A 21,599-nucleotide genomic window follows, 5' to 3' on the forward strand; every position below is an offset into this window, starting at 1 on the left:
GTTGTTTAAGCTGGAATTAAAACCAATTTAGGTTAGGCCTTGATTGTGTGTCAGAGAGGTTCTGTTGTTAAAATTAATAACACTGTAAAAATCGGTTTTAAATCACCCTGTTTATTGCTCAACGGGCTTTTGTTCTGTGCATAGCTACATATTGAGAGAAAATACAACAACGACAAAATACCACCTCGATATTAACCCCCTGTAAAACGCACAAGTATATACCCTGAGCAGCTTTGGATATATTGAACAAGCACTTTGTTTATCTTAGTTAACTAAGATAAAATAGCGCGACTAATTAAACCAGATATAGGAAACCACATGGTTGTTCTACACACTAATTTTGGTGACATCACCATTAAAATGTTTGAGCAAGAAGCTCCAAACACAGTTAAAAACTTTTTAGAGTACGCAAACTCAGGTTTTTACAACGGCACTATTTTTCACCGCGTAATTGACGGCTTTATGGTGCAAGGCGGTGGATTTGTACCTGGTATGGAACAAAAAGACGTTAACGACCCAATTCAAAACGAAGCTAATAATGGCCTATCTAATAAAGTAGGTACATTAGCAATGGCACGTACGCCTGATCCACATTCAGCAACGGCCCAATTCTTTATTAATGTTAACGACAACGACTTTTTAAACCACAGCAGCGAAACGTCGCAAGGCTGGGGTTACTGTGTATTTGCTGAAGTAGTTGAGGGCATGGACGTAGTAAATAAAATTAAAGGTGTTGCAACAGGCAGCGCTGGTTTTCACCAAGATGTACCGCTTGAAAATGTAATCATCGAAAACGTTACTGTAAGCTAAACGTTCACTCTTACACTGAGTAATTAAGCGGGCATGGTACATTAATGTATTCGCCCGCTTTTATTTAACCTAACTAGATGCCTTTATGACTTCTCAAACCTACTTTATTGCAGATTTACATCTAAGTGAAAACCGCCCAGATATTAGCGAGGCCTTTTATCGCTTTATAAATACGCATATTATCGGTAAGCCCGTAGATGCACTGTATATTTTAGGTGATTTTTTTGAAGTATGGGTTGGGGATGACTACGTAACAGAATTGGCCAGTGAAGTTGCAAAACATTTAAAAGCCGTTAAAGATGGCGGAACGCCAGTGTACTTTATACATGGTAATCGTGATTTTATTATGCGTGAGCAATACGCTAAACGCGCTGGTATGGTATTGCTAAACGAGCAAACGGTTATAGATTTGTATGGCACACCCACTGTTATTTTGCACGGTGATGAAATGTGTACTCAAGATATAGAGTATCAAAAGTTTCGCAAAAAAAGCCGTGGCTGGTGGTGGCCTAAATTAATGTTAGCAATGCCACTTTGCTACAGAAAAAAAATTGCGCGTAATGCCAGAGAAAAAAGTAAATTAAGTCAAGCCGACAAACCCATAGAAGTTTTAGACGTAGTTGATGACGCCGTACTGGCGATGTTTGCAAAACACAATGTGAGCAACATGATACACGGGCACACGCATCGCCCTAATGTGCATAAGTACACTGTAGGTAAGCAAACACTAACACGCACTGTGCTTGGAGATTGGTATACTCAGGGCTCATACTTAGTGGTTACACCAGACAGTCAAAAACTTATTAATACGCCCTTCGCATAATCTCAAATCCTGACTATTATTTAAGTACTTTTTGGTAATAGGATAAGGATATATGAATAAAGCTATTTTTTGCTTATTGCTTTGTTGCATTTTTTCCAAAGGGTACGCCTCTGAAAATTGGCAACTCGTCGCTGAAAACTCTCCTCCTTATATTGGTGAGCGATTAATGGATAATGGTTGGGTGACAGCCTTAATTAAAGCGGCTTTAATAAATCAAAATATTGATAACGATATAGAGTTTACCAGTTGGAACAGAGCCCTAAAGCTAACCAAAATAAATAAAAAAGATGCAATTTTAGGCGCTTTTTTTACACAATCTCGCACTGAGCTTTTTTACTACTCACGCCCGCTGGCTAACGTATATGTCGGCTTATTTAAGCTCAAAGGCAGGCAAATAAACTATGACGGCAGTATGAACTCTTTACAGCCATACAGTATTTGTAAAGGCGTTGGCTATGCAGTTAGCGAGGCTTTTTCTGAAAGTAATGGCCTGGCTGTAACCTCCACTCGTGGGTTAATTAATAGTTTATACATGCTACAAAAAGGACGGATAGACTTAGTTGCAGGCACTAAAGAAGTGGGGGAATATTGGTTAAAAAACACCGAAAAGCTTAATGAGCCCGGCGCGCCACAAGTTGAATATATTTCGCCGGATTTAGAGCACCACCAACTCCATGTAATGTTTCCCAAATCTGACCCTAATGCAAAACATAAAAGGGACGCACTTGAGCAAGGCTTTACCGCTATTTTATACAATGGCACCGCAAAAAAAGTGTTGATGAAACATGGTTTTTCTCAAAGTGCAGCACTTGAACTTATAGACTTTATAGAAAGAAGTAGCGCACCAAACTAGCCAGTGCGCTTGAAGAGCAAATAGCACCGATTTAGTTAGTGACTTGTGCAGGTGCACCACTGTGAAACTTAAAGTCTTCATCGGGGCTGGTAATTAAATCAGCCTCAACTTTACCAAAAAAGTCGACTCGCTCAGTAATATCAAAATCAGCAATTTCTTGTGCCAGTGTTAAGTAATCTTGATAATGGCGTGCCTCAGAGCGAAGCAACGAAATATAGAAATCGCCTAAGCGTTTATCAACATGCGGCGCAAGCTTTGCAAAACGCTCACACGAGCGAGCCTCAATATAAGCGCCTACAATAAGCTTATCGACGAGAGCATTAGGTTCAAACGTTTTAACGTTACGTAGCATCCCCTTAGCATAGCGACACGGTGTGATACTTCGGTACTCTACGCCATATTCGTCCATTATTTCGAGCACTTGGTAAAAGTGATGTAACTCTTCTTTTATTAGCATCACCATTTTATCAATTAAATCTTGCCCGTATGGCGAGTTTGACTTTGGAATAATAGATTTTGTCAGTTTATTTTTAGCCGCCAAATCACGCCAATTGCCTTCACGCTTATAAATAAGTGTTTCAAAAGGTTTTAGCCATTCGAGTAATGCATCACTGCTGTCTTTATCGACCGCGTACTTACGGATTAAAAACATTGCACTTTGCGCTGCTTTTAACTCACAAATTAAATGGTCGATTAAGATAACCGATAAATTCTCTTTTTTTACTGCTTCATCTACCCAGGCATTCGGGGTTTCGCACAATAAAAAATTATTAATAGGGGCTAAAAGTTCGCTATGTGGCACAGGGCTGCTCGTTACTTCAAATAATAAAAAGCCATTTTAACACGAAAAATAACGAAGAATAAAACAAGCAAAAACAACCGACTTAAAATGTTAATAAGCAGTTAACTTGACTTTGTATCTGAACTAAACCATAAATATAAGTGCTGTATAAAAAACAAACTAAAAATAAATTATAACCAACAGTAAACCGTTCCTTTTATGGAGTACCGCTATGATACTGAATCACCTGTGGGGCATTTATGCTCATCCACTCGAAGAATGGCAAACAATAGATAACCGCCACGAAAGCCTAACTTACAGCTTGTCGCATATTTTACTTATTGCATTATTTCCATCGATTATGGGGTATTACTCATCGGTGTATTTAGGCTGGAGTATTGGTGCAGGCAACCCAGTATTTTTAACGCATGAAAGCGCACTGCTAATTGCCGTGGCTATGTATGGTGCGTTAATAGCCGGAGTGTTTGCTTTGGCCTATTTAGCCCATTGGATGGCCGTTACATTTGGTGCTAAACCTACGTTTACACAAACGCTTGAGCTTGCCGCTTATACTGCTACACCTGTGTTTATGTCGGCCTTAGCCGCTTTTTTACCTGAGCTGTGGTTTGTTGTTTGCGTAGGTATGATTGCCCTAGCCTACTCGGTGTACTTACTGTATACGGGCGTGCCAATACTTATGCATATTCCGCAAGAGCGCGGCTTTATTTATGCCAGCTCTGTTGTCACCTGCGGGCTAATTTTATTGGTAATAATTTTAGCTGTAACCGCAATTCTTTGGACTAACGGTATTGTGAGTCCAATGTTTACCTAATCAACCACGTTGTTTGATATGAAGTGTTCCCTTTCTTTCCTTCGCAAAAAAGGAGCTAATTAGCTCCTTTTTTTATGTCGATTATGTTTAGTTACACATTAGTCAGCTTCGTTGGCATCTTGATTATGTATTTCAAGGCCTGATGACATGGCATTTTCGCGGTTGCTTTTAGCCGAGTCGTTACGTAGTTGATCAATATGATTTAGGTAATCTTGATCAATATCGCCGGTAATGTACTGCCCATCAAATACAGAGGTTTCAAACTTAGTAATTTCTGGGTTTTCTTGGCTCACCGCTTCAATTAAATCGTTTAGCGATTGAAAAATTAAGCCATCAGCACTGATGCTTTGGTTAATGTCTTCAACTTCGCGGCCATGTGCAATAAGCTCTGCTGCAGAGGGCATATCAATACCATACACATTCGGGAAGCGGATTTCAGGAGCGGCTGAGGCAAAATACACATTTTTTGCTCCGGCTTCACGGGCCATTTCTACAATTTGCGCAGAAGTAGTACCGCGCACAATTGAATCATCAACCAGTAAAACGTTTTTACCTTTAAATTCACGGTCAATCGCATTTAGCTTTTGACGCACTGACTTTTTACGCATTTCTTGGCCTGGCATGATAAATGTACGACCAATATAACGGTTTTTAACAAAGCCTTGGCGGTAAGGTAAATCAAGCATGCGGGCAATTTCTAATGCTACATCGCATGAGGTTTCAGGAATTGGGATAACTACATCAATGTCTTTATCGCTCCACTCACGCGCAATTTTTTCACCCAGTTTAGTACCCATGTTTACACGCGTTGCGTAAACCGACATACGATCGATGGTTGAATCAGGGCGAGCGAAATAAACAAACTCAAAAATACAGGGCGCATAAGAGGCTTTTTCTGCACAACTTTGTGAATGAAATTGACCGTCTTCAGTCACATAAATAGCTTCACCTGGCGCTACATCTCGCACAAATTCAAAGCCGTCAGGCTTTAGTGCTACGCTTTCTGATGCAAACATGTACTCAGTGCCTTTAGGCGTTTCACGCTTACCAAATACCAGCGGGCGAATACCATTAGGGTCACGAAATGCTAAAACACCGTGACCAATAATCATCGCAATAGCGGCGTAGCCACCTGTAACCTTGTTGTTTACTTCGGTTACTGCGGTGAATATATCTTCAGCGTCTAAATGTAATTTGTCAGATTTACTCAGCTCATGCGCCATAATATTAAGCAGTATTTCTGAGTCTGACGTTGTATTAACATGGCGACGCGCTTCTGAAAATAATTGCTGCTTGAGCGTTTCAGCATTCGTTAAGTTACCATTGTGCGCAAGCGCAATACCAAATGGTGAATTAACATAAAACGGCTGCGCTTCAGATGAACTTGACGAGCCAGCAGTAGGGTAACGAACGTGGCCAATACCAATTGTGCCTTGTAGTCGCTTCATATGGCGGGTGTGAAACACATCCTTTACTAGGCCATTTGCTTTGCGCAAGCTGAACGTATTGTTTTCAATGGTAATGATGCCCGCGGCATCTTGACCTCGGTGCTGCAAAACAGTTAAGCCATCATAAATCGCCTGATTAACAGGAGATGTTCCGACTATCCCAACGATACCACACATGTAATTTATCCTCGCCGATTAACGGTTTACTGAATTTAAAAAGCTCGAGTTGTTTTCTAGGTACGAAAAAAACCATTCAACAACAAAGCCAAATTCTGGAATCAAAATAGAATTGCCCCACCAGTGCGTGTTTGGTGCACCAGTAAAAGCATCAAGAAAGAAGAGTAACGCGCTCACGACCAACACGCCTCGTAGCGCACCAAAAACAATGCCAAAGACACGATCGGTGCCAGATAAACCAGTACGCTGTACAAGCTCACCTAAAATGTAGTTTAGTAAACCGCCTAACAGTAGCGTCGCAAAGAAGAGTATGGCAATGGCCGCCGCATTTCTTAAAAGGGGTTCAGAAATACTTGTTAGGAAGGAAGCTAAATATTGGTAGAACAAACTAGAGATGATAAATGCGCAACCCCATACTGCTAATGACATAGCTTCTTTAACGAAGCCGCGTATTAAACCTATGATGGTAGACAGTGCAATGATGCCAAGAATGGCGTAATCAACCCAGATCATATTAACCAATTAGTCGCTATTTTGGGGCGCATTCTATACCCAAACCTCCTAAATATGCAAGTTAAAGCGGGAGATAACCAGCAACTATCTAATACAAAAAATTAACATTTAAGAGGTGTGTTTTTTAGCGCTAAATTAAAAAGGCCTTACTAAGTAAGGCCTTTAAAAATCAGTGAGTGACGGTATATTGCGTTACTTTGCCGTTGAGCTTGGTCAGCGCTTTTAGCTCAGGTAACTTTTTAGTAAGCTCAGCCTTATCAAGCGAAGGACCCACAAACACTTTAGTCAATGTACCATTAGGCGTTTTGATGGGCTTTGTAAACGTTTTAAAGCCTTTTGCTTTGAGCTTTGCTTGTAAAGCCTTTACATTAGCCGCATGAGAAAAGCTACCAAGCTGAATTACATAGGCCATATCAGTGAGGTTTTCTTCACTCTTGCGTGGCGCAATAGGGTTGGCTTTGACAGGCTCTGGCACTTTAGCAACAGGTTTGCTTGGCACACTCTCACCTTCTATGCTGCCCTCGACTACTTCTCGATCTGCCGCGAATTTGCTTTCTTGGCTTGTGAGCACGTCGTCATCAGCAGCTACATTCTCTATTGGCGCTTGCTTTAAGGGCTCGGCTTGCGCTACTTTTTCATCTATAGACTCTTGAAGGTCGATAGTTTTAAACTCAGAGCGTTCAGGAATAGCTTTAAAGCCCTCTTTATAGTGGACCTTTTCGCCATCGAGTATATTAGGAATAAACACAATTGCTGCGATCACCACAATACTGGTTCCAACTAAACGATTTATAAAACCTGAGTTCACCGACTTTCTCTCTATTTTTTAAAGTAGTTTATAGCATCTGCAACAGTAAAAAATGACCCAAACACAATTAAAAGCGTATCACTTTGCTGTGTAGGCATAATTACATTAAGCGCATCGTGCACACTATTATAGCGTTCATGCGTGCCTGTATGAGGTATAGTTTGCAACGCGGCGGCCATATTTTCAACGTTATCGCCACGTGGTATGTGTAAGCTAGTAAGAGACCATTGATCAATTACAGAGCTTACCTCTTTTAGTACACCCGCTTTATCTTTATCAGCAAGCATAGCGACTAATGCATGAATTTTAAAGCCTTTATCTTTATAGCTTGCAAGCTTTAGTGCTAAATAACGAGCAGATTCGGGATTGTGCGCAACATCAGTAAACACTAAAGGTGTAGTATTGAGTTGTTGAAATCGGCCCTCAACAACTAAATTAGCTAAACAACGTTTAATTACCTCATCGCTTGGTAGTAAATTTAACGCTGCTAAAGTAGTTAAAGCAGTTGCGGCATTTTGTGCAGGAATTGCTGGTTTGTCTAACGCCAGATCATAATGCTTATATTGCCATGTGAAATGCGCTGGGTGCTCTTTGAATATAAAATCAGTGCCCGATATAACCATATTGGCTTTAATCTCAGTGCCGTAATCGGTCATAGTGTGGGGTATGTTCAAATCACCAATAATAGCTGGCGTATTTTCACGAAATATACCTGCTTTATCATAAGCAACCAGCTCGCGTGTATCGCCTAGGTATTCTTTGTGATCTAAATCGATAGTGGTGATCACACTTGCATAAGGTGTAACGATATTGGTGGCATCAAAACGCCCACCCAAACCAACTTCAAGCAGCACATAATCAACCTCAAAATGCTTAAAAATAGCCAATGCACCAAGAGTGCCATACTCAAAATACGTCAGTGCCGTGCTACCGCGACCTTGCTCTAGCGTGTTAAAGGCATCAACATGGTATTGATCTTCAAGCTCTTGAGCATTTATGCGCACACGCTCGTTGTATTTAATTAAATGAGGAGAGGCATAAGTGCCAACAGAATAACCTTGAGCCAACAATAAAGACTCTAAACAGCGTGCTGTTGTCCCTTTGCCGTTTGTGCCGCCAATCAAAATGATTTTGCTGGAAGTGTTTAATAAGCCAATGTTGTTTGCAACAGTAGCGACGCGTTCGAGGCCCATTTCAATATTTGCAGGGTGAACACTCTCTAAATAACAAAGCCAATCATCAAGGCTTGATGATTGGCTAGGAATTATATTTGTCATAGCGTGTAATCAGTAAAGCTGAAATTTACGCTACTCTATGCTCTTGTTCAGTAGAAGGCAAGTTCATAAATTTAGCAAGCACACGTGCTAACGTGTCACGCATTTCGCGACGGTCAACAATCATGTCTATCGCACCGTGCTCTAATAAGAACTCACTACGCTGAAAACCTTCAGGCAGAGTTTCACGTACTGTTTGTTCAATAACGCGCGGACCAGCAAAACCAATTAAGGCTTTTGGCTCTGCAACGTTTATATCACCTAACATCGCAAGTGATGCTGATACACCGCCCATGGTTGGGTCGGTCATAACTGATATAAACGGCAGGCCTTTTTCGCTCATTTTAGCAAGTGCAGCACTGGTTTTAGCCATTTGCATAAGCGACATAAGTGCTTCTTGCATACGTGCACCACCTGAAGCTGAAAAACACACTAATGGCATGTTGTGCTCTAAACATTGGTCTACGGCATCAACAAAGCGTGCACCTACAACCGAAGCCATTGAACCACCCATAAATGAGAATTCAAAAGCAACCGCTGCAACAGGAATACCTTTTAAGCGGCCTTTCATCGCTACTAGTGCGTCTTTTTCGCCACTTGTTTTTTGGGCTGCGCTAATACGATCTGAGTATTTTTTTGAGTCTTTAAACTTTAATACATCTTTAGGCTCGTGCTCAGTACCTAGCTCTGTGCGGTCGGCTTCATCTAAAAAGTGCTCTAAACGCTTACGGCCGCTCACACGCATGTGGTGGTCGCATTTAGGACATACGTTTAATGACTTCTCTAGTTCAGCTTTATATAAAATTGAATCGCAAGCTGTACATTTAGCCCAAACGCCCTCTGGAATTTCTTTACGACCTGATGACTTAGTCGTTTTAGGTAAGATTTTTTCTAACCAACTCATTTGCAACTCTCTTAATGCTGTTCTGTGTCGCGAGCCTGCTAATAAGTAGCAGACAGATTTTTTCAATTAAAACATGAATTACACAAACACGGTATAAAAAACTGGTCTTAGTAGTTAGATAAACGCTTATAAATTCAGCACTAACATTCCGTATCAGGTAAAAATAATGGCCCTAACGGCGTTTTAGGAATGTTAAAATGCGCTGGGTAATCAACATCCACTAAGTACAACCCTGCCGCTTTTGCCGTGGCACTGGCTTTAGCGCGCTCTTTTAAATCTAATAGCTCTTTTAACCACACTGGCTGATGTTTATGTAAGCCTATATCCATTAGACAGCCGGTAATATTGCGCACCATATGGTGTAAAAAAGCATTCGCTTTAATATCAATAATAACGTAATCACCCTGTCGCTGTACCGATAAATGATGAATTGTTCTGTTTGCTGTATTAGCTTGGCAATGCAGTGCTCTAAAAGAAGTAAAGTCATGCTCACCAATTAAGTACTGACACGCTTCTTGCATTTTTGTTTCATCAAGTGGGTGATGAAAATGTGTAACCCCTTCATTCATCACTGCGCCCCTGTAGGCGTAATTATAAATAACATAACGGTAACGACGCGCTGTTGCGCTAAAACGTGCATGGAAGTCTTCACTTACGGGCTGTGCAAAACGAATTGCTATGTCTTTAGGCAGTAGCGTATTCATCCCCATGGTAAACGCCACCATTTCACGCGGAGCATGAGTTTCAAAGTGGATAACTTGGCCAGTGCCATGCACCCCAGCATCTGTGCGCCCCGCGCACACTATTTCAACCGGATGATTACAAATGCGCGATAACGCTTTTTCTACTTCTTGTTGTACGCTATTTACGTGAGACTGGCGTTGCCACCCACTGTAACGCGCGCCGTTGTATTCAACTCCAAGTGCTACTCGCATAATTACTGCTTTACCTACTGTGCTAATGAACGAGGCATTTTATGCTATCTCGCGGTGCAATAAAAGCCAGTGTGTTGTGATCCAATAAATACCTACAAAAAAGCCGCAATAATTACCTTATTGCGGCTCAAATCGCGTTTACAACGCTACTTTAATTTTGCTTTTAAGCTTTGGGCTTCTTCTTGCACATCTTCAGGGCCACTTTCAATAACATCTTCAATCACTTTTAATGCTGAGTCAAAGTCGTCAATTTCAATATACGCCCTTGCCAAATCGAGCTTGGCAGAATAACCACCGCTCTCTAAGTCAACATCTGTAGGGTTGTCTCCAGCAAGTAAGGATTCAAAATCACCTAACCCTACATCCATATTAACTTCGTCATAAGGTTCGTGCTCAAGTACCGAGTCGTCACTTTGTTCGAGTAGCGCATCAATATCAACGAAATCGTCGGCAGTAGGCTGCTCTGTATCTTGTATAGGGTTATCTTGAACCGCTTTCGTTTCAATCTCACTATCTAAATCTTCATTAAGTAAGCTATCGAAATCGACGTCAAATTCACTGCTGTCCTCTAAATTTAACTCATCTGGTTCAGCTAGTTCACTGAGTAACGCATCAAAATCGGTTTGCGTTAGATCAGCCATAAACTCATCGTCTAGCTGCTCGTCGGGTATAACCTCTTCATTAGTTTGCTCATCAGGAGCTTGCGTTAGCTCAGCTTCTATCTGCGAGTTTGTTATTTCATCTTCAACGTCTTCAGAAAGTGCTTGTTCTAAAATTGCATCGTCAAAATCAGGCTGTTCTTGCTTGCTGTCCGTAATCTGCTCTTCACTGAAAGACTCCTCTTGCGAGAGAGGTGTCTCAACATCATCGTCAATCAGCGGCTCGTCATCTAAGTCAGCATCTAATGCATCAATACCAGTATTACCAGCAAGTGCATTCGCTAAATCTTGCTCAGCTTGGCTTGGGGCCATACCGCTTGACTGTCCATCAAGTTCATCACCTTGCAACTCTTGGGGACTATATGATTGCTGATCATCTAAATCAAAATCGTCGTTATCAAGCTCTAATTCAGGGTATTCATCAAGCTCTTCGCTTGGGGTGACTTGCTCATCTAATAATGCATTAAGCTCTTCGTCTAACCCATCAATGCTTTGCAGTAAATCGTCATCGAAAACCCCTTTGTCTTCATCCGTATTTTCAGGTAAATCTAGCTCGCTTGCGACATCCGTTAATTCATCCGCCGATAAATCCGTTTGAGCCCGGCTATCATCTTCACCGATTTCTTCAGCGGCAAGCTGTGGCTCTAATTCCAGCTCTGAAAAATCATTATCAATGAGTAATTCATCATCAAAGTCGTCTTCTAGGCTATTTAATTCATTGCCCGAAAGTGCGTTTGCTAAGTCTTGTTCAGCTTGGCTTGGCTGCATGCCTGTAGCCTCACCATCAAGCTCATCGCCCAATAACTCATCAGGTAAGTATTGCTGTTGTTCTGTTACATCTAACGCGTCTCTCTTCTCATCTGAAAAGTCTATATCATCGCTGAGTGTATCATTTACAACCTCATTTTCAGGTTGAGTATCTAAAAGCGGATTCGCTGGTGTTTCCTGTGAATCTAGCGGATCGTCACCTAAATCGACCTCTACCTCTTCAATATCATCATCAAGGTCATCAAGTGCCCAATCAGGGTTTTCAACATAGTCTTCGTCTGTAGCTTGCTCAAGTTCACTGAGTAATTCATCAACACTTTTTAGGGTATCGTCAGTGTACTCATCCTGCGCATCTTCTGGGTCAAGTAATGTTTCTGAACTATCTGTGAAGACGGTATTTTCAAGCAAATCATCACTAAGCTCAGGCTCTTCTTCAAGCTCAGGCTCCTCGAGAAGCTCAGGTTCTTCTACAAGTTCAGGTTCTTCTTCAAGCTCAGGCTCTTCTGCAAGTTCAGGTTCTTCTTCAAGCTCAGGCTCTTCTACAAGCTCTGGTTCTTCTGCAAGTTCAGATTCTTCTACAAGCTCTGGTTCATCTTCAAGCTCAGGTTCTTCTAAAAGATCAGGCTCATCTTCAAGCTCAGGTTCATCTTCAAGCTCAGGCTCTTCTAAAAGATCAGGCTCATCTTCAAGCTCTGGTTCTTCTACAAGCTCTAGTTCTTCTACAAGCTCTGGTTCATCTTCAAGTTCAGGTTCTTCTACAAGTTCAGGTTCTTCTACAAGCTCAGGCTCATCTTCAAGCTCTGGTTCTTCTGCAAGTTCAGGTTCATCTTCAAGCTCTGGTTCTTCTACAAGTTCAGGTTCATCTTCAAGCTCTGGTTCTTCTGCAAGTTCAGGTTCATCTTCAAGCTCTGGTTCTTCTACAAGTTCAGGTTCATCTTCAAGCTCAGGTTCTTCTAAAAGCTCAGGCTCATCTTCAAGCTCAGGTTCTTCTACAAGTTCAGGTTCTTCTACAAGCTCAGGCTCATCTTCAAGCTCTGGTTCTTCTAAAAGATCAGGCTCATCTTCAAGCTCTGGTTCTTCTACAAGTTCAGGTTCATCTTCAAGCTCAGGTTCATCTTCAAGCTCAGGTTCTTCTACAAGCTCAGGTTCTTCTACAAGTTCAGGTTCTTCTACAAGCTCAGGTTCTTCTACAAGCTCAGGTTCTCCTAGCTCTGGTTCATCAATAAGTGAAGACGCTAAAGTTTCAATATCATCTTCGTTAAAATCGCTCTGTGCATCAGCCAGTTCTTCAACAGAATCAGCCAAAGCGCTATCTATATCTCGCTCTGTATCATTATCTGTTGTTACTTGAGCTGCAGGTGAATCTTCAACTTCATCAATTAGGCTGTCTATGTCATCTAAATCAAAGTCATCGCTTTCTTCAACGAGTGCACCAGCTGAGGTTTCATCAGGTGTGTCGCCCGCGTCATCAATTAGACTGTCTATGTCATCTAAATCAAAGTCATCGCTTTCTTCAACGAGTGCATCAGCCGGGGTTTCATCAGGTGTGTCGCCCGCGTCATCAATTAGACTGTCTATGTCATCTAAATCAAAGTCATCGCTTTCTTCAACGAGCGCATCAGCTGGGGTTTCATCAGGTGTGTCGCCCGCGTCATCGATTAGGCTGTCTATGTCATCTAAATCAAAATCATCGCTTTCTTCAACGAGTGCATCAGCCGGGGTTTCATCAGGTGTGTCGCCCGCTTCATCAATTAGGCTGTCTATGTCATCTAAATCAAAGTCATCGCTCTGTTCAACGAGCGCATCAGCTGGGGTTTCATCTGGTGTGTCGCCCGCTTCATCAATTAGGCTATCAATGTCACCTAAATCAAAGTCGTCGTTTTCTTCAACGAGTGCATCAGCAGAGGCCGTATCGGTGGTATCACTCGCTTCATCAATTAAGCTGTCTATGTCGTCTAAGTCAAAGTCATCGTCTTTTGGTGAGTCTGTATCAGCTTGTTGATCTAATAATTCATCAATATCAAAGTCATCGCCTTCTTCTTGGGCAAGCTCTTCGCTTAAGGCGGCCAACTCATCATTGCTTTCGACATTACTATCAACACTCGGTTGCTCAACCTCAGGCAAGTCAATTTCAGGTAAGCTATCGTCCTCATCAAATAAATCGTCTAGATCATCGCTGCTTAAAATATCGTCTGACTCTTTTGCATCACCTAAATCGAGGTCAATTTCATCCTCTGGTTTCTCATCTACAGGCTCATCAAAGCCCTGCTGCATGAAAATATCTAACTCGTCTCCTGCACCGCCTTCATCATCAAAAACAATATCATCACTTAATAAGCTTTCTAATTCGTCTTGATCGAGCAAGTTTTCAGTATCAGAAAACTCCTCGTCTAACGCATCATCAAGAGAATCGTCAAATGCAATATCACCCTCTGGCAAAATATCGTCGCTATGATTGTCATCAAGTTGAATATCTAAATCATCAAGAGGGTCAGGAATGATTGGATCGTCTGGCGCATCATTACTTTGCGGCTCGCCTTCGGTAAAGCTGGGCGTTTGTGGTAGAAAGTCGTCGTCATCTTGCGTTTCCTCATCTTTGTTGGTGCGCTTACGTAAAAACATCACCACAGCAAAAATAATTAATAATGCAGGAATGGTCATTAATAAAATAAGTACAAGCGGTTTAGACATGAAAGCGCCTAAGTCAAAAGGTTCTTCTTTTGGTACTTCTTGTACTTTTTGTTGCGCAATTATTTCATTTTGCTTTTCAATGAGTTCTTTTAACTGTTTTTGAATTTCGCTGTCTTGGCCTAGTTGCTCTTTTACATTAGCTAGTTCTTTTGAAATGCCCGACAGTTGCTTTTTGAGATTATTATTTTCAGCTAATATTTCTTCTACATTATTAACCGAACTTTTAAATTGCTGCTGCAGCTCTACAAGTTTATTACCTTGCTGCGTTTTTATTTCATTTAATTCTTTTTGAATTTCTTTTTTAGCGTCGTCAACATCGGCTTTACGTGCTTGAGTAACTTTAGTTTGCGCAGCGTTAATTTCACTCGTGGTTAGTGTGCCATTTTTCTTTTTTTCCCACAGCGCGTCGTCTTGCTCTGAGCGCTGTTTAGCAAGCTGTGGATCTACGCGTCTAATTTCCGCTAAAGTGGGTATTTTTAAATAGGCACCACTTTGCATGTGGTTTAGGTTTTGTTCTAAAAATGAATTAGGGTTTTTGTTATACAAGGCTTGCATAACTTGGTAGATACTAACTGAATTATCTGGGCGTACTTTGGCAGCAATACGCCATAGTGTATCGGTTGGCTTTATAGGCCCTATTGATCGCCCTTGCGCACCATAGTCAGCGCCTTTTGGCCCCTTTAATTGGGTGCTGTCTTGAGAGTAAATTGGAGTTACTACCAATGCAGACGCTAATATAATAAGTGAAGCTAAACCGCGCATGCTGATCCTTTAATGTGTAAATGTTAAATGCTTTGCTATTTATTAAGCTGCTCAACATTAATTATTCTTGCCGTAACCAGCCAAACAGCTGATCTACATTTGTTATTACAATCTATTTTTATTGCAAGCTCTATTCCAGTTACAAACTATAAACCAGTTACGGTCTAATATCCATTGCAACGCTTTGAAAATAAATACCTTAAAACTTTATTCTTAATACTATTTTATCGTGATAGATCAAGGCGTTTAGCTTAGTAGCAACGCTAAGCGGCAATAATTTGGCTTCTCCAAAAACAAAAGCGGCAAACTCTTAAAGTTTGCCGCTTAATTTACACACAATATTAGCTGCTATTTATAAGTAGTTAGCGATTAACTCTTCAGCTATTTGTACGCTATTTGTTGCAGCCCCTTTGCGGGTGTTGTCACTCACAACCCACATATTTAAACCATGCGGGTGCGAAATATCGGCGCGCAAGCGGCCAATGTAAACCGTATCATTACCACTGGCATCTGACACCGCTGTTGGGTAATCTCCTTCGTCTTCAATAAGTTCGACTCCTGGCGCATCATTTAAAAGCTGCTTAACGTGCTCAAAGTCATACGGCATGCGTGTTTCAATATTGATTGACTCTGAATGGCCAAAAAATACAGGTACACGTACACAGGTTGGGTTAACCGCAATGGTAGTATCGCCCAAAATTTTATGTGTTTCGTTTATTATTTTCATTTCTTCGCGTGTGTAGCCGTTATCTTCAAAGGTATCGATTTGAGGGATAACGTTAAATGCAATTTGCTTAGGAAAAATTTCGTTTTCCATTGGACGCGCATTCATCAAATTGGCGGTTTGTTTTGCCAGTTCATCGACTGCTTCTTTGCCTGCACCAGATACAGCTTGGTAGGTAGATACATTAATGCGGTCAATACCATAAGCATCGTAAATGGGTTTAAGGGCAAGCATCATTTGAATAGTAGAGCAATTAGGGTTTGCAATAATATTGCGGTTTCTAAAGTCTTCAAGGCTTGCTGCATTCACTTCTGGTACCACTAGCGGCACTTCAAAATCATTTCTAAAATGTGAAGTGTTATCAATTACAACACAGCCAGCGTCGGCCGCAATTGGCGCGTATTTTTCTGACACACTGCCACCGGCTGAAAACAAACCAATGTGTGCTTGGCTAAAGTCAAAGCCTTCTACGTCTTGTACTTCAATGGTTTCGCCACGAAACTTTATGTCTTCACCTGCGCTGCGGCTACTGGCTAGTAAAAAGAGTTGGTCTACCGGAAACTTACGATCTTCCAGGGTTTCAATAATTTGACGACCTACTAAGCCTGTAGCGCCAAGCACAGCAACATTATATTTTTGCGACATATTTTATCCTCTTTAAGCACTGTTATAACAACAATGCTAGTTAAATTAGTTTGCGGTGTTAAAACCAAGCTGAGCGAGTGTATTTGTATACTGCCCATTCCCTTGCACTGTTAAAGTGCTAAACTCACGCCTTACTGGGTAGTTTTTACGTAAACTATCAAACCCATCTTTTGCTAAGTGACGTAGCAAAATGCCATCATCGCGGCGTACGTCGTAGATTAAATGCACTAAGCGCGCAATATCAGCCTCAGTAAAGGTACTTTCTAAATTTAAGTTTGTAACAGCAGGTTGTGGTAAAAAATCAGAAAGCGATTTTTCTGCGGTTACATCTTTTAATTTACATAGAGCCTGATACAGCATTTGTGTGCCGCGGGCTTTTCCTTCAAGGGTATGCCCGGCAATGTGCACGCTGGCATAGCGCACATGATCAAGCAATGGAATTAAAATGTTAGGCTCGTTTTCCCACACATCAAGAACCAAATCTAAGTCTGCCCCTTGCTCCATAACCGATAACAAAGCCTGGTTATCAATCACTTCTCCACGGCTAGCATTTATAACAGCCAACCCAGGCTTTAACGCGTTTAGGCGTTTTTCATCTATTAAATGATGTGTTTTATGCTCACCAGTTTTAATCAGCGGCACATGAAAAGTAACCGCATCTACACGCTCAAGTAGGTCATCAAGTTCTACATGCTCGGTTAATAAGCCCTGCTCATGTTTAATTGGGTCACATAATAAAACATCAACATCAAGTGCTTTTAGTTTTTGAGCTAAACAGCTGCCAATATTACCCACCCCAACAATACCTATTGTTTGCCCACTCAGTGAGGTTGCGTTTTCTTGGCTTAAAGCAAATAAGCTACTTATTACATATTCAGCCACCGCGATTGCATTACAGCCAGGGGCACTGCTAAAAGCAATGCCTTTCTCGTTAAGTAAAGGTGTATCTATATGATCAACACCAATGGTGGCGGTACCTACAAAGCTTAATTTATTAGCCTTTGCAAGCAGATCACTGTTTACTTTAGTAACCGAGCGCGTAAGGAGTACATCAACATCAATTAACGCATCAGGTGTTAAATTTCGTCCATCAAAGCGCGTTACCTCACCAAAGTCTGCAAAATACTGCTCAACTAAAGGCATGTTTTGATCGGCAAGAATCTTCATTGGGGAGTCCGTATGGCAAAATGAGGCGCTATTGTAACGAACAACCAAGCAATTACACAAACTAAAAAGCCGAGCAATGCTCGGCTTTTAATCACTATAAAGAGAAAACGAATTAACCTTTATATTTACTCATAACTAATGTGGCATTTGTACCACCAAAGCCAAAGCTATTAGACATTACCGTATTAAGCTGTGTATCGCGGCGCTCTGTTACAATGTTAAGGCCTTGTGCTTGCTCATCTAGCTCTTCTACGTTAATAGATGGCGCTACAAAGTCGTTTTCCATCATTAAAATTGAGAAAATAGCTTCGTGAACACCCGCAGCACCCAATGCGTGACCCGTTAATGATTTAGTCGCACTAATAAGCGGCGAGTTACCACCAAACACTTCTTGAATGGCGCCTAGCTCTTTAACATCACCTACTGGCGTAGAGGTACCGTGCGTGTTTAAATAATCAATGGGTGCATCAACGCCTTGCATTGCTTGGCGCATACAGCGTACAGCACCTTCACCTGACGGTGCTACCATGTCGTAGCCATCAGATGTGGCGCCATAGCCTACAATTTCTGCGTAAATATGTGCGCCACGAGCAAGTGCATGCTCAAGCTCTTCTACGACAACAATACCGCCACCAGCAGAAATAACAAAACCATCGCGGTTTGCATCGTACGTACGTGATGCTTTTTCTGGTGTTTCGTTGTATTTAGTAGACAACGCGCCCATTGCGTCAAATTCCATTGCAAGGGTCCAGTGTAGCTCTTCACCACCACCGGCAAAAATAACATCTTGCTTGCCTAATTGAATTTGCTCAACCGCGTGACCTATACAATGTGCAGAAGTTGCACACGCAGAGCTTATAGAATAGTTAACACCTTTAATTTTAAATGGCGTTGCTAAACAGGCCGATGTGGTGCTCGCCATTGTACGCGGTACCATATATGGGCCTACACGTTTTACACCTTTTTCGCGCAAAATATCGGCTGCTTCTACTTGCCACTTTGAAGAGCCACCACCTGAGCCTACTAATAAACCCGTGCGCTCATTAGATACTTGCTCATCTGATAAGCCAGCATCTTCAATTGCTTGCTTCATAGAAATATAAGAGTAAGCAGCAGCATCTCCCATAAAGCGCATTGCTTTACGGTCTACGTGTTCTTTAACATCAATATCAATTTTGCCCGATACATTACTGCGTAAGTTGTAATCGGCAAATTCTTGGTTAAAAGCAATACCGCTTTTACCCGCTTTTAATGACTCTAAAACTTCTTGTTTGTTATTACCGATGCTTGATACAACACCGATACCCGTAATTACGGCTCTTCTCATGGGTAATTCCCTTAGCTTGAAACTAAATTACTGTGTATTTTACGCTGTTTTTAGGTGTTAAGTGGTCAGCTTTCTAGCGTACACCTGTACTCTGAATTTAATAGCTTATAAATAACGCCAGACTATTTCAAAGAAAACCCGTAAAATAATAAAAAAATACTGTCTAAAAAATTTAATAAGTCATGATAAAAAACGCCCAAATACACTTTAATGAAGTAGGCACACCGGTAGCCGATAACTTTGACGATGTTTATTTTTCTAATGACGACGGCCTTGCTGAATCGCATTACGTGTTTTATCAACAAAACAATATACAGGCGCGGTTACAAAATCATGACCAAGCGCATTTTGTTATTGCCGAAACCGGTTTTGGCACGGGTTTAAACTTTTTAAATGCATGGCAGCACTTTAATGACCACCTTGCCAATCAACAAGTTCAAAATCAAGTAGACAAACGTGTTAAGCGTTTGCATTTTATTTCGTTTGAAAAATACCCGCTTAATGCTGATGATCTAAAAAAAGCATTACAAGCGTGGCCAACACTGCACAAGCTAAGTGATGAATTAACAACGCATTACCCAATTAATTTAGCTGGCTGCCACCGTATTGAATTTAATAACGGCCAAGTTATTCTTGATTTGTATTTTGGCGACGTGCTTGATTCCATAAACGCGATGAGCTACCCGCAATCGGGGGTGGTCGATGCATGGTTTTTAGACGGCTTTGCACCGAGTAAAAACCCCGACATGTGGCAACAAAGTGTGTTTAATGCCATGGTTGATATATCACGCAAGCAAGCAACACTAGCCACCTTTACCGCGGCAGGCTTTGTACGCCGGGGCTTGATAGCCGCAGGCTTTAATATGCAAAAAGCAAAAGGTTTTGGCCGCAAACGGGAAATGCTAATAGGCCAATTAGCCGATGCTAATAGTGCACAGTCATCACCCCCGTACTTTGAACACCCCCCTGCCAAGCTAGAGCATGTTGCTGTAATAGGCGGCGGAATTGCAAGTAGCTGTATTTTACACAGTTTGGCTAAGCGTGGCATTAAAAGCACCCTATTTTGTCAAGATGAAAAACCAGCTATGGGGGCTTCACATAATGTACAAGGTGCGGTTTACCCGCACTTACAAGCTAAAAATTCACCGCACAGCGAATTATTTTCGCATAGTTTTTTATACGCTAAACGCAGCTACCAGCAACTACTTAAAAACGGCTTTAATTTTGATCATAGTTGGTGCGGTGTGTTGCAACATGCGGTAAAAAAACCACTTGCCGATAAACACCAAAACTTAGAACAAAAACAGCTATGGCCTCAATCCTTAATGCGCAATGTAACTGCCGAGCAAGGAGACACACTTGCAGGCGTAACAACCAGCTACCCCGGCGTTTATTTTGAGCAAGGCGGTTGGGTAAACCCACCACAATTAGTAGAAGCAATGCTTCAGGCTGCCCACACTTTACAGCCTTTTAGCCGCCATTTTAACTGTCATGTTAAGCAGCTTAACAAAACACCCGAAGGCTGGTATTTAGCCGCTAATAACATTGAGTACGGCCCATTTAGTGATGTAATAATATGTGCTGGTGAGCATAGCGATGCGTTTGAGCAAACAAACGCACTACCTATTGTAGGAGTACGCGGCCAAGTATCGCATATTCAAGCCAGTGAACACTCTAAAAAGCTTAAAACTGTGTTGTGTCATAAAGGTTATTTTACACCCGCCTATTTAGGTAAACACTGTATGGGCGCTACATTTGAAAAAAACACAAAAAGCCGCGCTGTTACAGAAAAAGATAACCAATTAAACCACGAGCAACTCCTTAGCTTTTACCACCAAAGCGACTTTGCCACCTCATTAGGTGATATAACGTCTGCTAAAGCTGCTGTGCGCTGCACATTTATAGATCATTTGCCAATGGCGGGACAATGGTGTGAGCAAAGTGATTACATCAACGCCTTTGCTAATTTACGCTTAGGTAAACGCTATCAATACTTGCCTTTGCAAAAGCCACAACAAGGCTTACATATTTTTACCGGATTTGGAGCGCGTGCATTATGCAGTGCACCGCTATTAAGTGAGCACTTTATTAGCACCTTAAATAGCGAGCCACGTCCATTAAGCGAGCGTGTAAGCCAAGCTATTCACCCAGCGCGTTTTATAGTGCGTGATTTAATACGAAATAAAATTTAAATGACATCATTCTTTTTTTGCGTAAAATAATACCTATAAAAGGAATTTATATTACCCATGCGCAGCCTATGTACGAATGCGAATGGGTATAAATAAAAGGAAAAAAATGAAAGCTTTAACTTATGCTGTAGCAATACTTGCTGCTATATCGTTTAACGCATTTAGCCAAAACGTAAGCGAGATCCCCTTACCCGAAGAGTTTGTCACTACCATGGATGTAACTAACGAATACCCAAAGGTACGCACTGGGTATTTAGCCGCCTCTATCAATGATATTGCTAAATTTTATCAACACGCACTTGGTGAGCCTCTCAACATTAAAGGCGATAACAACTACCGCACCCTTTACTATAACTATCAAAGTCATGCCGTACGCATTAGCTTATACCATCATAATTATGTTACCGAAGTCAGTATAATGATTGAATAAACACGGCAAAAAGCGGCTAATTTTCACGCTCAGTTCAGACTCCTACTTTATTCACCAGCAAATTTACTATTTGTGA

17 protein-coding genes are annotated in these 21,599 nt (G+C 41.4%); 6 read left to right on the forward strand and 11 right to left on the reverse strand.

Annotated features, from left to right (window positions below):
* The first annotated feature begins 318 nt into the window (after window positions 1-318).
* From AN389_RS06410 to AN389_RS06420, 3 genes are all read left to right on the forward strand, one after another.
* Window positions 319-810 carry a peptidylprolyl isomerase gene (locus AN389_RS06410; protein WP_024032242.1) on the forward strand — a complete coding sequence of 164 codons (492 nt, stop codon included), beginning with the start codon at window positions 319-321 and terminating at the stop codon, window positions 808-810.
* A gap of 85 nt (window positions 811-895) precedes the next feature.
* The gene (locus AN389_RS06415) at window positions 896-1,633 is read left to right on the forward strand and encodes a UDP-2,3-diacylglucosamine diphosphatase (RefSeq protein WP_055018771.1); all 738 of its coding nucleotides are present in this window, start codon (window positions 896-898) and stop codon (window positions 1,631-1,633) included.
* Window positions 1,634-1,685: 52 nt separating this feature from the next.
* Complete coding sequence (locus AN389_RS06420; RefSeq protein ID WP_055018772.1) at window positions 1,686-2,486, forward strand: ABC transporter substrate-binding protein; 801 nt, start codon at window positions 1,686-1,688, stop codon at window positions 2,484-2,486.
* A gap of 31 nt (window positions 2,487-2,517) precedes the next feature.
* Here AN389_RS06420 and miaE read toward each other — a convergent pair whose 3' ends face one another.
* Window positions 2,518-3,288: a tRNA isopentenyl-2-thiomethyl-A-37 hydroxylase MiaE gene (gene miaE, locus AN389_RS06425; RefSeq protein ID WP_055015799.1), complete on the reverse strand. Its 771-nt coding sequence runs from the start codon at window positions 3,286-3,288 to the stop codon at window positions 2,518-2,520.
* A 211-nt stretch (window positions 3,289-3,499) separates the two neighbouring features.
* On the opposite strand from miaE, the gene AN389_RS06430 reads away from it, so the two are divergent.
* Window positions 3,500-4,099, forward strand: a complete 600-nt coding sequence (locus AN389_RS06430; RefSeq protein ID WP_004586887.1) for a Yip1 family protein — start codon at window positions 3,500-3,502, stop codon at window positions 4,097-4,099.
* 98 nt (window positions 4,100-4,197) lie between these two features.
* Here AN389_RS06430 and purF read toward each other — a convergent pair whose 3' ends face one another.
* The 10 genes from purF to fabB all read right to left on the reverse strand — a co-directional run bounded on the left by purF (window position 4,198) and on the right by fabB (window position 18,901).
* Window positions 4,198-5,724, reverse strand: coding sequence for an amidophosphoribosyltransferase (gene purF / locus AN389_RS06435; protein ID WP_055015800.1), 1,527 nt, complete (start codon window positions 5,722-5,724; stop codon window positions 4,198-4,200).
* Between the two features lie 18 nt (window positions 5,725-5,742).
* Entirely contained in the window at window positions 5,743-6,237 is a 495-nt protein-coding gene (locus AN389_RS06440; RefSeq protein WP_055015801.1) for a CvpA family protein, read from the reverse strand.
* Between the two features lie 169 nt (window positions 6,238-6,406).
* Window positions 6,407-7,045, reverse strand: a complete 639-nt coding sequence (locus AN389_RS06445) for an SPOR domain-containing protein (RefSeq protein WP_055015802.1) — start codon at window positions 7,043-7,045, stop codon at window positions 6,407-6,409.
* An 11-nt stretch (window positions 7,046-7,056) separates the two neighbouring features.
* Window positions 7,057-8,322: a bifunctional tetrahydrofolate synthase/dihydrofolate synthase gene (folC, locus tag AN389_RS06450; protein WP_055018774.1), complete on the reverse strand. Its 1,266-nt coding sequence runs from the start codon at window positions 8,320-8,322 to the stop codon at window positions 7,057-7,059.
* Window positions 8,323-8,347: 25 nt separating this feature from the next.
* On the reverse strand, window positions 8,348-9,223 hold the full coding sequence (accD, locus tag AN389_RS06455; RefSeq protein ID WP_055015804.1) for an acetyl-CoA carboxylase, carboxyltransferase subunit beta: 876 nt from the start codon (window positions 9,221-9,223) through the stop codon (window positions 8,348-8,350).
* A gap of 140 nt (window positions 9,224-9,363) precedes the next feature.
* On the reverse strand, window positions 9,364-10,158 hold the full coding sequence (truA, locus tag AN389_RS06460; protein WP_055015805.1) for a tRNA pseudouridine(38-40) synthase TruA: 795 nt from the start codon (window positions 10,156-10,158) through the stop codon (window positions 9,364-9,366).
* A gap of 146 nt (window positions 10,159-10,304) precedes the next feature.
* Window positions 10,305-15,038 (reverse strand): FimV/HubP family polar landmark protein, encoded by a 4,734-nt coding sequence (locus AN389_RS06465; protein ID WP_055019466.1) that lies wholly within the window; start codon window positions 15,036-15,038, stop codon window positions 10,305-10,307.
* A gap of 352 nt (window positions 15,039-15,390) precedes the next feature.
* The gene (locus AN389_RS06470) at window positions 15,391-16,407 is read right to left on the reverse strand and encodes an aspartate-semialdehyde dehydrogenase (protein ID WP_055019467.1); all 1,017 of its coding nucleotides are present in this window, start codon (window positions 16,405-16,407) and stop codon (window positions 15,391-15,393) included.
* Window positions 16,408-16,452: 45 nt separating this feature from the next.
* The gene (locus tag AN389_RS06475) at window positions 16,453-17,574 is read right to left on the reverse strand and encodes a 4-phosphoerythronate dehydrogenase (RefSeq protein ID WP_055015808.1); all 1,122 of its coding nucleotides are present in this window, start codon (window positions 17,572-17,574) and stop codon (window positions 16,453-16,455) included.
* 112 nt (window positions 17,575-17,686) lie between these two features.
* Window positions 17,687-18,901 (reverse strand): beta-ketoacyl-ACP synthase I, encoded by a 1,215-nt coding sequence (gene fabB / locus AN389_RS06480; RefSeq protein ID WP_055015809.1) that lies wholly within the window; start codon window positions 18,899-18,901, stop codon window positions 17,687-17,689.
* 182 nt (window positions 18,902-19,083) lie between these two features.
* Between fabB and mnmC the strand changes: the two genes are divergently transcribed.
* On the forward strand, window positions 19,084-21,093 hold the full coding sequence (mnmC, locus tag AN389_RS06485; protein WP_055019468.1) for a bifunctional tRNA (5-methylaminomethyl-2-thiouridine)(34)-methyltransferase MnmD/FAD-dependent 5-carboxymethylaminomethyl-2-thiouridine(34) oxidoreductase MnmC: 2,010 nt from the start codon (window positions 19,084-19,086) through the stop codon (window positions 21,091-21,093).
* A 106-nt stretch (window positions 21,094-21,199) separates the two neighbouring features.
* On the forward strand, window positions 21,200-21,523 hold the full coding sequence (locus AN389_RS06490; RefSeq protein ID WP_055019469.1) for a hypothetical protein: 324 nt from the start codon (window positions 21,200-21,202) through the stop codon (window positions 21,521-21,523).
* The last annotated feature ends 76 nt before the right edge of the window (window positions 21,524-21,599 follow it).

It is taken from the genome of Pseudoalteromonas sp. P1-7a (assembly GCF_001401855.1).
GTDB lineage: Bacteria > Pseudomonadota > Gammaproteobacteria > Enterobacterales > Alteromonadaceae > Pseudoalteromonas.